Genomic DNA, 12,263 nt, shown 5'->3' with positions numbered 1-12,263 from the left:
GCATGCGGGCTTGGGGTCCCGCAGGGCGCGCTAGATGCCTCCGGCGCCGCTGGAAGTCAAGCTGCCCCGGACCTATTTTCTGCTCGCGCTTGCCCCCGCCCCCGGCACTTACTAGGTTGCGGCCGCGTCACCGGCGGGGTTGGCCTGATGTTCCTGGATGTGGTGTTTTACCTGGCCAGCGCCGTGCTGGACCTGCTGTGGTGGGCGGTGCTGCTCGCCGTCATCGTGCAGATGCTGATTCAGTTCGGGGTGCTGGACACCCGTAACCGTATCGTCTGGACGGTGGCGGATTTCCTCTACCGGGTGACGGAGCCGCTGTTCAATCGGCTGCGCCGGGTGCTGCCCAACCTCGGCCCGATCGATCTGGCGCCGCTGGCGGTGCTGCTGCTGATCTCGGCGGCGAAGCTGCTACTCGGCGCCATCGCCAATTCGCTGATCCGGTCGGGGCTGTATTTTTGACCGGCTGGTGGCGCGCTGAAGGCAACGGTGTCGCGGTGCGGGTAAAGGTGCAGCCGCGCGCGCACCGGGCCGGCCTCGGCGGCATCATTCCCGGCCCGGGTGGGGCGGCCGCCGATGGCCCGCGCCTCAGGATCGCCGTTACCGAGGCACCGGAGGATGGCAAGGCCAGCCGCGCCGCCTGCATCGCCCTGGCCGAGGCGCTGAGCGTCGCGCCTTCCGCCGTGCAATTGCTCCATGGTGCCGCGGCGCGGGAGAAGACACTGCAGGTGGCGGGCGACCCCGCCGCCCTTGGCGCCAGGCTGGAGAGTCTTGCATGACCGCCCGCATCATCGACGGCAAGGCGGTGGCAGAGCGGCTGCGCGCCGGCCTCGCCACCCGCATCGCCGGCCTGCATTTCCGCCCCGGCCTGCGCGTGGTGCGGGTGGGCGAGGACCCGGCCAGTGGCGTTTATGTCCGCAACAAGGACCGCGCCGCGCTGGCCGCGGGCTTCGACAGCTCGACCATCCACCTGCCGGCCGAGGCGCGGGAATCCGATCTGCTGATGCTGGTCGAGAACCTCAACATCGACCCGGCGGTGGATGGCATCCTGGTGCAGCTGCCGCTGCCGCCGCAGATCCGCCCGGAGATGGTGATCGCCGCCATCGATCCGGCGAAGGATGTGGATGGCTTCCACACGGTGAATGCCGGCAAGCTCGTCACCCGGCAGCATGGGCTGGTGCCCTGCACGCCGAAGGGCGTGATGCACCTGCTGCGGGAGGCCGGGGCGACCCTCCGCGGCGCCCGGGCGGTGGTGCTCGGCCGCAGCCAGATCGTCGGACGGCCGATGGCGCAGCTGCTGCTGGACGCCGACTGCACCGTGACCATGGTGCATTCCAATACCCGGGATCTGGCCGCCGAATGCCGCCGGGCGGAGATCCTGGTCGCCGCCGTCGGCAAGCCGGAGCTGGTGCGCGGTGATTGGGTCGGGGAAGGCGCCATCGTCATCGACGTCGGCATCAACCGCAATGCCGCCGGCAAGCTGGTCGGCGACGTCGCCTTCGCCGAGGCGTTGCCGCGCGCCGCCGCCATCACCCCGGTGCCGGGCGGCGTCGGGCCGATGACCATTGCCTGCCTGCTGGAGAATACGCTGGAAGCCGCGCTGGCGCGCCGGGGGCATACCTAGCACCGCCTGGATCGGAGGATTGCCCTCGATGGAGCATGTCGCTTGCGCGGGCGGATGGGCGGCGCCGGGGCCATGCGCCCGGGCAGCCGCTGATCGCGCCGGCTGGCGCGCTCCGTCGCTGCGGGGGTAGCGGCCGTGGCTGGGTTCGGCCTTGGGCTGCTGTTCGTGGCGATCTGGGCTTCGGCCTTCACCGCCATCAAGGGGCTGGTCCCGGAATGGCCGCCGCTCTGGGGCGTCGCGGCGCGCTTTGCCCTGGTGGTGCCGGTGCTGGCCCTGGTGCTGGCAGTGCGCGGGGTGCGGCTGCCGCAGCGCGGCGATATCGCCCGGCTGACGGCAATGGGAGTCTTCGGCACGGCGGGGTATCTGGCGCCGGCCTGGATGGCCTCGGCGGTGTTGCCCTCCGGGCTGGTGGCGCTGCTCTCCTCGACCGCTCCGCTCTTCGTCGCGGCGGGGGAAGCGCTGGTGCTTCGCCAGCGGGTGCCGCCGCTGGCCTGGGCGGGGCTGGGGCTCGGCTGGCTTGGCGTCGCGGTACTGGGCGCCGGGCGCGGGCTCGGCGATTTCCATGCGGCGGAGGGCTGGGCGGTGCTGCTGGCGCTGGGCGGGGCGCTGAGCCAGGCGGTCGGCCTGTTGTGCTTCGCCCCGGCGCGCGGCCGGGTGGATGCCTGGACCGCCAATTTCGGCCAGACCACGGTGGCGGCGGTGACCCTGCTGCTGCTGGCGGGCCTGCTGGAGCCGCGGTTGCCCGGCGTGCCGAGCCTGACCGCGGCGCTGTCCCTGCTCTATGGCGTGCTGGTGGTCGGGGTGGGTGGCTATGCGCTGTATTTCGTCATGCTGAAGCGGCTGCCGCCGGCAACCGCGGCGGCGCTGCAATTGCTGGCCCCGCCGCTGGCCGCGGTGTTCGGCTGGGCGCTGCTGGGAGAGCGCCTGGCCTGGACCGATCTCGCCGGCGGAGCGGTGACGTTGACCGGGCTGGCGGTGCTGTTCCAGGCGCGACGGTGAGGCCGGCCAGGGGCCGTTGAGTCACGGCCTCCGAGTGCCTGGCGCGGCTGCAGCACTGGAGCATGAGCTTCAGGCTAACCGAATATGGTCAGCCTGAGCCTGCCCTACCCGCCGCGCGGATAGGTCAGGTCGCGGATGTCGTTGATCCAGTGGCGCCGCAGCCCGGGCGGCGAGAGCAGGCTGGTCTCCACATGGTCGGCGTGCAGCCGGTGCAGCAGCGCGCCGCAGGGGCGCTCACCCGGCAGCCCGGGCTGGTCCTCGGGCGCCACCACGAAGGAGAGCGCCGGCGCCCAGGCGTAGCGTACGGCGCCGTGAATCTCCTCCCGATGCAGATGCAGATGGCCGGAGGCGACCAGCCGCAGCGCAGGGTGGCCGAGCAGCGGCGCCAGGGTGGACCGGGCGGCGGGCGGGACGGACCAGTAGTCGAAGACCGGCTCCTCCGGCGCGGTCACGAAGACCGGCTTGTGAAGGAACAGGGCAAGGCGACGGTCGCCGATGCCGGTGGTGGCCATGGCAATGAAGCCGGCCTGCTCTGCCTCGTCGGGCAGGCCGGTGCCCATGATCTCGGTGTCGAGCCCGACCAGCCGCCAGCCCGGCAGGTCGCGCAGCCAGCGATCCGCGCCGACCAGGGCACGGAACCGGGCGAGCCGTGCCGCATCCACCGGCTGGCGCGGCATGGTGCGGGGATGGCTGCCGACATCGTGGTTGCCGGGGATGGCCAGCAGCGGCGCCGGCAGGGCGCGCAGCAACCCGGCGGCGAATTTCAGATCCTCCGCCTGGCCGGCGCCATCCAGCGAAAGATCGCCGCTGGCAATCACGAGGTCGGGCGGCGACGCCGCGGCCCAGGCGGCGATCTCCGCCAGATTATCCTGGAACAGCGGGCTGCGCGGTGAGAGATGGGCGTCGGAAATCTGCAGGATGGTGATCATGCGCGGCGCGCTTTCCCGGATCGGCGCGAGCGTAGCAGCAGCGAGGGTGCGGAGCGTGTAACGAAATCGCACCGCGCCGCGGGAGGCTTCAGCCGTCGAGGAAGGCCCGGACCGCGGCGCGGATGAAGGCGGCATCCGCCGGGTTCGGCGCCGGGTTGCCGGCGCGGTGGCCCCAGATGCTCGGGATCGGCTGCAGCCTTCCATGCCGCAGATGCGGCAGCTCCGCGGCATTGTCGGCAACGCGGAAATAGAGATCGGTCTCCGAGGGCATCAGCAGCACCCGCGCCTCGATCGCGCCGAGTGCGGCGGCGAGGTCGCCACCGTGGCGCGGCGTATCGGCGATGTCCCCGGCATCCCAGCAGCGGAGCTGGGCCAGCAGATCGGCGGCGGCACGACGGCCGAAGCGTTCCTCCCAGTCGGTCCGCAGGAAGGTCTCGAGGTCGGGGGCGCCGAGGGCCGAGAGGTGCAGCCCGGCGCGGTAGAAATCCTGGCTCAGCGCCCAGCCGGCATAGATCCGGCCGAAGGCGCGCAACGCGGCGCGCGGCTGGGCGGAAAACAGCGCGGTGCCGTCGTATTCCGGCGCGGCTTCCAGGGTGGCGATCAGCCCGCGCAGAAAGACCTGGTTGTGCACGCTGGTGCGGGCGCTGCCGCAGTTCACCACGATGCGCTCCACCGCCTCTGGGAAGGCGGCCGCCCAATGGTAGGCCTGCTGCGCCCCCATCGACCAGCCATAGACCGCGCGCAGGCGCTCGATCCTCCAGATCTCCCGCAGCAGCCGGCGCTGCGCCGCGACATTGTCCCAGGCGGTCACCAGCGCCGGCCAGGGCGCGGTGTTGGAGGGGGAGGAGGACAGGCCGCCCGCGAACATGTTGGGGATGACGATGAACCAGCGCGTCGGGTCGAGGATGCCATCCGGCCCGATCAGCCATTCGAGGTCCGGGTGCTGCGCGCCATAGCTGGTCGGATAGACCACGACATTGTCGCGCAGCGGAGAGAGCGTGCCATGCGCCCGCCAGACGATCTCCGCCCCCGGCAGCGTGCCGCCCTTGTGCAGCGGCAGGTCGCCGAGCGCGAAGCGGCCTTCGGTGACTGGCCAGTTCATGCCGCGTCGCGCCGCATCATCCGCAGATGGTCGCGATGCCGGGCGGCGTAGCCGGCCTGTACGAAGCTCCAGCGCCCCCGCGGCAGCACATGCGACGGCGCCACCTGCACCAAGCCAAGCAGAAGCCCCGCGGCAACCCGCCGCCAGCCCTCGGCCAATGCGGCCAGCGGGCCGGTCGCCGGCAGCAATGCGGCAGGTGCGTCAGGCCACGCCAGCCTCGCCGCATCCGCATTGCCGGCCGGACGCATCATGTTCGCTGGCGTGGGAGCCTGCTCGGTGGTGGCGCTCATAACGGCACGTCCCGGTTGACGTCCTTGTACAGAAGATAGGCGGCGCCGCTCCAGCCGGTGCAGTAGAATTGCTGCGGCACGAAGCTGCCCATCCAGACAAAATCGCCGGTCCAGAGCTCGTGCCAGTCGCGGTTCAGCAGCTGCAGCCCCTGCCCTTCCAGCATGACCAGCCCGTGCTCGAAGACATGGGTCTCGACGCAATGGAAATGCGTGCCCGGCCCGAAGCCCATGATGTTCATCTCGAAATCCATCGAGAGATCGGCAGTGCCGAGCAGGTACTGCCGCCAGCGTCCGCTATCATCGACGCGGCTGACCGGCGTCTCCACCCGGCTGCCGAAGCGGGGCTTCGGCGCGGCGATGCCGGGGGCGACGACGTAGCGGCGCTTCAGCCAGCTCGCCCGCGCAGGGGCGGCGCCGGCGTTGCGGAAGCCATAGGCGGTGCCGCCAGGGATATAGGCGAAGCCGCCGGCCTCCAGCCGCTGGGTGGTGCCACCGGCGGCGACCTCCAGCGTGCCGTCCAGGACGTAGAAGAAGTGCTCCAGCCCGTCGTCCCGCGGCGTGGTGGTGCCGCCACCGGGCGCCACCTCCAACCGGCCTTGCGCGAAGCGGGCGCCCATCAGCGGCGTCGCCTGGAAGAACACCGTGGCATCACGCAGGCCGGGCAGCAGGCTCGGGAACATCCCGTCGGGCGGCAGCACGGCGTAATGCGGGGTGACGATGGTGCGGTTGTGGCCGATGACGCCGGGAGGCACGAAGGCGGGCATGGTCAGGTCGCTCCGGACAGGACACGGGACGACATCTGTTCCACAGCGGCGGCGGCGGCGCAAAGCCATCCCGCCCCGGCTAGCCGGTGAAGCACCCAATCGTCGCCCATGCGCCATCCTCAAGGCTGGAGGCCCTGCAGCGCGATGGCGGCTGCCCGGTCAGTATTGCGGCGAGAGTGGCAGCCGTGCTCCGGCCAAGTCAAACCCCGGCACCGGAGCGGCCGGTTTCAGGCGGTCTCCAGCGCCGCCACGCCGGGCAGGGTCTTGCCTTCCAGCCATTCAAGGAAGGCTCCCCCGGCGGCCGAGACATAGGTCATCCGCTCCGCCACCCCGGCATGCTTCAGCGCCGCGACGGTATCGCCGCCGCCACCGATCGACACCAGCCCGGCGGATTGGGTGAGACCGGCCACCGATGCGGCGATCTCGACCGTCGCCGCATCGAAGGGAGGGGTCTCGAAGGCGCCGACCGGACCGTTCCAGACCAATGTCGCAGCCTGGCGCAGCCGCGCCTCGATCGCCGCCACCGTATCCGGGCCGATGTCGAGCGCCATCATGTCGGACGGCACCGCATCGACCCCGACGGTACGGGTTGGCGCATGCTCGGCGAAGGTGGCGGCGACGACGAGGTCGGACGGCAGCAGGATCTCGCAACGGCCGGACTTCGCCTGCTCCAGGATCTGCCGGGCGGTGTCATGCATCTCGGCTTCCTGCAGCGACTTGCCCATCTTATGGCCCTGCGCCGCAAGGAAGGTATTCGCCATGGCGCCGCCGATGACCAGCACGTCCACCCGCTTCGACAGATTGCCCAGCAGGTCGAGCTTGGTGCTGACCTTGGCGCCGCCGACGATGGCGACCACCGGGCGCTTCGGGCTGCCGAGCGCGGCGTCCAGCGCCTCCAGCTCGGCCTGCATCAGCCGACCGGCATAGCTTGGCAGCAGCCGCGCCACGCCTTCGGTGCTGGCATGGGCGCGATGCGCCGCAGAGAAGGCGTCGTTGACGAAGACATCCGCCAGCTTCGCCAGGCCAGCGGCCAGCGCCGGGTCGTTCTTCTCCTCGCCGGCGTGGAAGCGGGTGTTCTCCAACAGCAGCACCTCGCCATCGGCAAGCTTCGCCACCGCGGCCTCCGCCTCCGGTCCGACGCAGTCGTCGGCGAAGCCGACCGTCCGATCGAGCACGGCGGCGAGCGCCTCGGCCATCGGCCGCAGCGACATCTCCGGCACGCGCTTGCCCTTGGGCCGGTCAAAATGGCTGCAGACGATGACCCGTCCCCCCTTCTCCGCCAGCTCGCGGATGGTGGGGCAAAGCCGCTCGATCCGGGTGCGGTCGGTGATGCGGCCATCCCGCACCGGGACGTTCAGATCGGCGCGCAGCAGCACCCGCTTGCCGCGGGGATCCAGGTCATCGAGCGTGCGGAAACGGGGCATGCGGGCGCGTCCTCCGGCGGTATCATCGTCAGGCCGGGCTAGACCCGGCCAGCTCTCCTGGCGCCGCCATCATGCCAGGCCAAGCCTGGGCATGATGGCGCACGGAGCAATCAGAGCGAGCCGAACAGCGCCGCGGTGTCGCTCATCCGGTTGGAGAAGCCCCACTCATTGTCGTACCAGCTCATCACCCGCGCCATCGCGCCATCAACCACCGCGGTCTGGGTGGCATCGAAGGTGCTGCTGGCCGGGTTGTGGTTGAAGTCGATGCTGACCAGCGGCGCGGTGTTGTAGGCGAGGATGCCCTTCAGCGCGCCCTCGGAGGCCGCCTTCATCGCCGCGTTGATGTCCTCCTTCGTCACGCCTTCCTTCTTCAGGTTCACGTCGAGCGAGACCAGGGAGACATTCGGCGTCGGGATGCGGATGGCGGTGCCGTCCAGCTTGCCCTTCAGCTCCGGCAGCACCAGGCCGACGGCCTTGGCCGCGCCAGTGCTGGTCGGGATGGCGGAGACCGCCGCGGCGCGGGCGCGGTGCAGGTCCTTGTGCAGCGTGTCGACGGTGTTCTGGTCGCCGGTGTAGGCGTGGATGGTGACCATGTAGCCGCGCAGGATGCCGAAATTGTCGTGCAGCACCTTGGCGACCGGCGCCAGGCAGTTGGTGGTGCAGGACGCATTGGAGATGACGGTCATCTCCTTGGTCAGCGTCTGGTGGTTCACGCCATAGACGATGGTCGCATCGGCATTGTCGCCGGGCGCCGAGATGATAACCTTGCGGGCGCCGGCGGTGATCAGCGCCGAGGCCTTTTCCTTGCTGGCGAAGATGCCGGTGCATTCCAGCGCCACGTCGACGCCCTGGAACGGCACCTTGGTCGGGTCACGCTCGGCGCTGACGGTGATCGGCGCATAGGTGCGGCCATTGGCGGTGATGATGATCTTGTTGCCATCGACCGCGACCTCGCCGGGGAAACGGCCATGGACGCTGTCGTAGCGGAAGAGGTGGGCGTTCGCCTCGACGCTGCCGAGGTCGTTGATCGCGATGCATTCCACATCGCTGCGCCCGCTCTCGATCAGGGCCCGCAACACCAGACGCCCGATGCGCCCGAACCCGTTGATGGCGACCTTTACGGCCATGATCGTCGTCCTTTCCCGTATTTCTGTTCGTTTAGCCTAGCCGCTTCTTCACCGCCGCGACCACTGCCTCCGCGGTGATGCCGAAATGCTTGAACAGCGCCTCCGCCGGGGCGCTGGCGCCGAAGCCGGTCATCCCGACGAATACGCCATCCGGCCCCAGCCAGCGTTCCCAGCCGAAGCCGGTCGCCGCCTCGATCCCGACGCGCAATGCACTGCCCAGCACCTGCTCGCGGTAGGAGGCGTCCTGGGCGGCAAAGAGTTCCCAGCACGGCAGGGACACGACCGCAGTGGCGATGCCTTCCGCTTCCAGCGCCGTCCGCGCCGCCAGCGCCAACCCGACCTCGGAGCCGGAGGCGATCAGCGTCGCCTGCCGCGGGCCGGGCGCCTCCTCGACGACGTAGCCGCCGCGGGCGCAGCGGTTCTCGCCCGTGTCGGTGCGGAAAGCGGCGAGGTTCTGCCGCGACAGCGCCAGCACGGTCGGGCCATCGGCGCGCTTCACCGCCAGTTCCCAGCACTCGGCGGTCTCCATCGCATCGCCGGGGCGGAAGACGCAGAGGTTGGGGATGGCGCGCAGCCCGGCCAGCGTCTCCACCGGCTGGTGGGTCGGGCCATCCTCGCCGAGGCCGATGCTGTCATGCGTCAACACATGGATCACCCGCTGGCGCATCAGCGCCGCCAGCCGGATGGCCGGCCGCATGTAGTCGGCGAAGACCAGGAAGGTGCCGGAATAGGGGATGATGCCGCCATGCAGCGCCATGCCGTTCATCGCCGCCGCCATGCCGTGCTCGCGCACGCCGTAGTGGATGTAGCGGCCGGCGAAATTCCCCGGGGTAACGGCGGGGATGCCCTTCACATTGGTATTGTTCGAGCCGGTGAGGTCGGCTGAGCCGCCGACCATCTCCGGCACCGCCGGCACCAGCGCTTCCAGCGCCTTTTGCGAGGCGACACGGGTGGCGAGCTTCGGCTTCTGCTCGGCGGTCTGGATCCGCAACGTGGCCAGCGCCTCATGCCAGGCGTTGGGCAGGCGGCCGGCAATGGCGCGCTCGAATTCCTCGCGCTGCGGATGCCGGGTCAGGCGCTTCAGCCAGGATCGGCGGGTGCCGGCGCTGCGGCGGCCGGCGGCCTCCCACTGGGCGCGGAGGCCATCCGGCACCTCGAAGGGCGGATGGTTCCAACCCAGCGCGCTCTTGGCCGCCGCCGCTTCGGTGGGTCCAAGCGGGCTGCCGTGGCTGCCGGCGGTGCCGGCCTTGGTCGGGGCGGAGAAGCCGATGATGGTCTTGCAGGCCAGCAATGTCGGGCGCCGGCTGCGGCTGGCCCAGAGCATCGCCGCGGCGAGGTCGGCCGGATCATGTCCATCCACCCGCCGCACCGCCCAGCCATAGGCGGCGAAGCGCTTCAGCGTGTCGTCGGTGAAGGAGAGCGCGGTGTCGCCATCGATGGTGATGCTGTTGTCGTCGTAGAGGACGGTCAGCTTCGAGAGTTGCAGATGCCCGGCAAGACTCGCGGCCTCATGGCTGATGCCTTCCTGCAGGCAGCCGTCTCCGGCGATAACCCAGGTGCGGTGATCGACCAGCGACTTGCCGAAGCGCGCCGCCAGCAGCCGCTCGGCCAGCGCCATGCCGACCGCATTGGCGAGCCCCTGGCCAAGGGGGCCGGTGGTGGTCTCGATGCCCGGGTGCTCGCCGTATTCCGGATGACCGGCGGCGGGCGAGTGCAATTGCCGGAACCGCTTGATGTCGTCGATCCCCATGCCCTCCTGCCCGGTCAGGTTGAGCAGCGCGTAGAGCAGCATTGAGCCGTGGCCGGCACTGAGCACGAAGCGGTCGCGGTCGGGCCAGCGCGGATCGGCGGCGTCGAATTTGAGGAATTTGGTGAACAGCGTGGTTGCCGCATCGGCCATGCCCATCGGCATGCCGGGATGGCCGGATTTCGCCTGCTCCACCGCGTCGATCGCCAGCGCCCGGATCGCATCCGCCATCCGCCGCTCTTCCGTCACCGGCCGGGCAAGAAGCGCGGCCTGGGCCGCAAGCGCCGGATTGGGAGCGTCAGGGCTGGGAGCAAGGCTGGCCAAAAGCGGGTCCTCCTGATGGCCCCGCCCTATAAGGCTGGGGGCCACAGGCGGCAACCCGGCGGAAGCCCCCGCAGCCGTGGCCATCATGCGCCTGAGCGGATTGCGTTCAGGTCTGAACGCCCATCCGTCGCAGCCTGCCGTTCGCAGAGCAAACCCATGCTCCGAGATGCTTACGCCCCCATCGCCATCCGCGCTGGAGCGTGATTGCTTGAGGTTGGAACAACCGAAAGCGCAAATCACGCGGCCAATCAACACGACTGAAGTCTGATCGCTTCAGCGGGAAGCAATCAGACCCCAAAGCAATTTCAGGCTGACCGAACCGGTCAGCCTGAGAGTCAAGCTCCAGAATATTTTTATTACGGAACATTTCCCCTGGCTGCTTCCGGTCAGCGTGAAGCCGCTCTAGCGACAGAGGCGCGATATCGCCAAGGTCAGATCGTCCGGGTCATAGGGCTTGGCCAGCACCGGCACGCCGGCATGGCCTGGCGGCAATCCCTCCGCGCCATAGCCGGTAGCGACGACGAAGGGCACACCGCGCGCCAGCAGCGCATCTGCGACCGGAGTCGAAGTCTCGCCAGCCAGATTGAGGTCGAGCACCGCGACATCCGGCAAGTCCTGGTCGATCAGCCCCAGGGCTTCCGCCACGGTCGCAGCCGGACCGATGACCTTGGCCCCGGCATCGAGCAGGGCATCTTCCACAAGCATGGCGACCAGCGCCTCGTCCTCAACCACAAGAATCCGTCTGCCCGTCAGCCGCGTCATGCCGTCGTCCTTCCCTGCGCCGCCCGGTGCCGGCTCGTCGCCGGGCCGTGCCGGCGCAAGGCGAAACCGGACTGCCGGCACTGCGATTCAAAAATCAGTAGCCGGCCATGAGCCGGACCGGGACTTGGCCACGCGCCTCTTGTTCCCGCCTTCCAGTATAATGCCGTGGACCGGCCCTCACGGATCATTAGGTATCACTTCTCCTGGGGCTGATAGAAACATATTCACTTTTTCGTGATGATGCCATAATCCAGCCGATTGTCATGGACTTTTCCGATTGCCCAGGATCATGTCGAAACCACATTGGAATCGGCTGGCCGATGCGCCGCCTACGCATCTCGCTCTGACGACGGGCGCCGCCCCCCACCAGACCAGGTGGCTGACAAGGAAGCGTTAACGTCCATCTGCTAGAAGGTCGGCACGGCTCCGCGCTCCGTGGCGCGCGCCAGGAAGGAGTCCCTGGACCGTGGCCCCCAAGGTCTTGCGCGGATCATGCTGCTCAGCCATCGCGCCGGTCCTGAATGGTTGTCGTCAGCCGCGCCACACAACTCAGTACCCCGTCGGACCGGCAAAGCTCGATCTGCCAGACATGAAGTGTCCGACCGATCCTTATAGGCCTGCACACCGCCTCGACCAGGTCACCGACCTGCACCGCAGCAAGATGGCTGGCATTTATCTCAATCCCCACGCAAGCCTTGCCTGGCTCGACGCACATGAGGCTGCAATACGACCCCAAGGTTTCGGCGAGCACCACGCTGCACCCACCATGCAGAAGCCCGAAAGGCTGGATGTGGCGGGAATCAACGGGCATTGTCGCCCGCGCGAAATCCGGACCGATCTCACTCAGCTGTATACCCAGCAGCCCAGGCAGGGTCTGCGCGTGTTTGGCCGTGAATTCTTCCAGCGATACCTGTTGCTTCCAGATCCTTGCCGCCAAGTCGAACCCCTACCCCGACGCCATTATCCCACTTGCGACAGCATGCCGCCGGCCTCGCCGCTGTCAATGCAACCCGTCCTGGCCATCTCCGGGCAGCTTCGCGCGATGGTTGACCTTGCCGTGAGACACCCGCTAGGGAGAGGGTGACTAATGGCGTCGTGGTCATTCGTCGGACGGGATTCGGCCGGGGTTTCCACCGGCTTCTCCCCACCGCCGTCCCCGGCGCGTATGGCAACG

Annotated in this window: 13 protein-coding genes; 4 read left to right on the top strand and 9 right to left on the bottom strand. The window is 69.2% G+C overall.

Annotated elements, in window-relative coordinates; all coding sequences use genetic code 11:
• The first annotated feature begins 147 nt into the window (after window positions 1-147).
• The 4 genes from H7965_RS17315 to H7965_RS17300 all read left to right on the top strand — a co-directional run bounded on the left by H7965_RS17315 (window position 148) and on the right by H7965_RS17300 (window position 2,620).
• Window positions 148-459 (top strand): YggT family protein, encoded by a 312-nt coding sequence (locus H7965_RS17315; RefSeq protein ID WP_186771842.1) that lies wholly within the window; start codon window positions 148-150, stop codon window positions 457-459.
• A complete protein-coding gene (locus H7965_RS17310) occupies window positions 456-776 on the top strand; it encodes a DUF167 domain-containing protein (RefSeq protein WP_186771841.1) in 321 nt (106 codons plus the stop codon). The genes H7965_RS17315 and H7965_RS17310 overlap by 4 nt, the downstream gene beginning before the upstream one ends.
• Complete coding sequence (gene folD, locus H7965_RS17305) at window positions 773-1,621, top strand: bifunctional methylenetetrahydrofolate dehydrogenase/methenyltetrahydrofolate cyclohydrolase FolD (protein WP_186771840.1); 849 nt, start codon at window positions 773-775, stop codon at window positions 1,619-1,621. Before H7965_RS17310 ends, folD begins: the two co-directional genes overlap by 4 nt.
• A gap of 135 nt (window positions 1,622-1,756) precedes the next feature.
• On the top strand, window positions 1,757-2,620 hold the full coding sequence (locus H7965_RS17300) for a DMT family transporter (RefSeq protein ID WP_186771839.1): 864 nt from the start codon (window positions 1,757-1,759) through the stop codon (window positions 2,618-2,620).
• A 104-nt stretch (window positions 2,621-2,724) separates the two neighbouring features.
• Here H7965_RS17300 and H7965_RS17295 read toward each other — a convergent pair whose 3' ends face one another.
• From H7965_RS17295 to H7965_RS17255, 9 genes are all read right to left on the bottom strand, one after another.
• The gene (locus H7965_RS17295; protein ID WP_186771838.1) at window positions 2,725-3,549 is read right to left on the bottom strand and encodes a metallophosphoesterase family protein; all 825 of its coding nucleotides are present in this window, start codon (window positions 3,547-3,549) and stop codon (window positions 2,725-2,727) included.
• Window positions 3,550-3,637: 88 nt separating this feature from the next.
• On the bottom strand, window positions 3,638-4,651 hold the full coding sequence (locus H7965_RS17290; RefSeq protein WP_186771837.1) for an alpha/beta fold hydrolase: 1,014 nt from the start codon (window positions 4,649-4,651) through the stop codon (window positions 3,638-3,640).
• Complete coding sequence (locus H7965_RS17285; RefSeq protein WP_186771836.1) at window positions 4,648-4,941, bottom strand: hypothetical protein; 294 nt, start codon at window positions 4,939-4,941, stop codon at window positions 4,648-4,650. The genes H7965_RS17290 and H7965_RS17285 overlap by 4 nt, the downstream gene beginning before the upstream one ends.
• Entirely contained in the window at window positions 4,938-5,705 is a 768-nt protein-coding gene (gene allE, locus H7965_RS17280) for a (S)-ureidoglycine aminohydrolase (RefSeq protein WP_186771835.1), read from the bottom strand. The genes H7965_RS17285 and allE overlap by 4 nt, the downstream gene beginning before the upstream one ends.
• 227 nt (window positions 5,706-5,932) lie before the next feature.
• Window positions 5,933-7,129, bottom strand: coding sequence for a phosphoglycerate kinase (locus tag H7965_RS17275; RefSeq protein WP_186771834.1), 1,197 nt, complete (start codon window positions 7,127-7,129; stop codon window positions 5,933-5,935).
• 110 nt (window positions 7,130-7,239) lie between these two features.
• Window positions 7,240-8,256: a type I glyceraldehyde-3-phosphate dehydrogenase gene (gene gap, locus H7965_RS17270; RefSeq protein ID WP_186771833.1), complete on the bottom strand. Its 1,017-nt coding sequence runs from the start codon at window positions 8,254-8,256 to the stop codon at window positions 7,240-7,242.
• Between the two features lie 31 nt (window positions 8,257-8,287).
• Window positions 8,288-10,327: a transketolase gene (gene tkt / locus H7965_RS17265; RefSeq protein ID WP_261394267.1), complete on the bottom strand. Its 2,040-nt coding sequence runs from the start codon at window positions 10,325-10,327 to the stop codon at window positions 8,288-8,290.
• Window positions 10,328-10,729: 402 nt separating this feature from the next.
• Window positions 10,730-11,089 (bottom strand): response regulator, encoded by a 360-nt coding sequence (locus H7965_RS17260; protein WP_186771831.1) that lies wholly within the window; start codon window positions 11,087-11,089, stop codon window positions 10,730-10,732.
• 499 nt (window positions 11,090-11,588) lie between these two features.
• Window positions 11,589-12,026, bottom strand: coding sequence for a PaaI family thioesterase (locus H7965_RS17255; RefSeq protein ID WP_222440670.1), 438 nt, complete (start codon window positions 12,024-12,026; stop codon window positions 11,589-11,591).
• Window positions 12,027-12,263 lie beyond the last annotated feature (237 nt).

The sequence above is a fragment of the Siccirubricoccus deserti genome (assembly GCF_014283215.1).
In the GTDB taxonomy this organism is placed as follows: domain Bacteria; phylum Pseudomonadota; class Alphaproteobacteria; order Acetobacterales; family Acetobacteraceae; genus Siccirubricoccus; species Siccirubricoccus deserti.
Note: the sequence above shows the minus strand (reverse complement) of the source record. Positions and strands in the feature narration are given on the sequence as shown.

Bases quoted from the DNA above. Each gene is read 5' to 3' on its own strand.
- folD (WP_186771840.1), top strand. From the start codon at position 773: ATGACCGCCCGCATCATCGACGGCAAGGCGGTGGCAGAGCGGCTGCGC.
- H7965_RS17285 (WP_186771836.1), bottom strand. From the start codon at position 4,941: ATGAGCGCCACCACCGAGCAGGCTCCCACGCCAGCGAACATGATGCGT.
- H7965_RS17275 (WP_186771834.1), bottom strand. From the start codon at position 7,129: ATGCCCCGTTTCCGCACGCTCGATGACCTGGATCCCCGCGGCAAGCGG.
- H7965_RS17315 (WP_186771842.1), top strand. From the start codon at position 148: ATGTTCCTGGATGTGGTGTTTTACCTGGCCAGCGCCGTGCTGGACCTG.
- H7965_RS17260 (WP_186771831.1), bottom strand. From the start codon at position 11,089: ATGACGCGGCTGACGGGCAGACGGATTCTTGTGGTTGAGGACGAGGCG.
- H7965_RS17290 (WP_186771837.1), bottom strand. From the start codon at position 4,651: ATGAACTGGCCAGTCACCGAAGGCCGCTTCGCGCTCGGCGACCTGCCG.
- gap (WP_186771833.1), bottom strand. From the start codon at position 8,256: ATGGCCGTAAAGGTCGCCATCAACGGGTTCGGGCGCATCGGGCGTCTG.
- H7965_RS17295 (WP_186771838.1), bottom strand. From the start codon at position 3,549: ATGATCACCATCCTGCAGATTTCCGACGCCCATCTCTCACCGCGCAGC.
- allE (WP_186771835.1), bottom strand. From the start codon at position 5,705: ATGCCCGCCTTCGTGCCTCCCGGCGTCATCGGCCACAACCGCACCATC.